The 813-nt window shown below is 61.1% G+C and carries 1 protein-coding gene; it reads right to left on the minus strand.

Annotation, left to right across the window (positions count from 1 at the left end; translation table 11 throughout):
- Window positions 1-813, minus strand: an 813-nt coding sequence (locus Q5Y71_RS17005; protein ID WP_306043260.1) for an Ig-like domain-containing protein, incomplete at both ends; no start/stop codon positions are given.

Consider the following 813-nt stretch of genomic DNA (forward strand, 5'->3'; position numbering starts at 1 on the left):
AGGGTGCTGCCATCGCTGAAATTGCCCAGGGCCGTGAGCTGCTGGCTATTGCCCGAAGGCAGGTTCACCACTGCCGGGGTCACCTGGATACTGGTCAATACCGCGTTGGTTACGGTCACCGAAACCGTATTGCTGATAAGGCCGTCCTGGATGGCAACAAGGCTGGCGCTGCCCACCGCCACCGCCACCACCTCGCCCAGGCTATCCACGGTAGCAATTGCGGTATTGTCAATGAGCCAGGTCGCGCTGGTGGTAACATCGAGGGTGCTGCCATCGCTGAAAATACCCAGGGCCGTGAGCTGTTGGCTGAAGCCCGTGGGCAGTCTCACCACCGCCGGCGTCACCTGGACATTGGCCAATACGGCATTGGTCACGGTCACCGAAACCGTATTGCTGACAATGCCGTCCTGGCTGGCGGAGACACTGGTGCTGCCCACTGCCACCGCCATCAGCTCGCCCAGGCTATCCACGGTGGCAATTGCGGTGTTGTCACTGCGCCAGGCCACACTGTTGGTGATATCGGTGGTGCTGCCATCGCTGAAAATACCCAGGGCCGTGAGCTGTTGGCTGTAGCCCGTGGGTAGTCTCACCACCGCCGGCGTCACCTGGATACTGGTCAATACGGCGGTCACGGTCACCGAAACCGTATTGCTGACAATGCCGTCCTGGCTGGCGGAGACACTGGTACTGCCCACTGCCACCGCCATCAGCTCGCCCAGGCTATCCACCGTGGCAATTGCGGTGTTGTCACTGCGCCAGGCCACACTGTCAGTGATATCGGCAGTGGTGCCATCGCTGAAATTACCCAGGGCC

The sequence above is a fragment of the Microbulbifer sp. 2205BS26-8 genome, from assembly GCF_030731025.1.
Classification (GTDB): domain Bacteria; phylum Pseudomonadota; class Gammaproteobacteria; order Pseudomonadales; family Cellvibrionaceae; genus Microbulbifer; species Microbulbifer spongiae.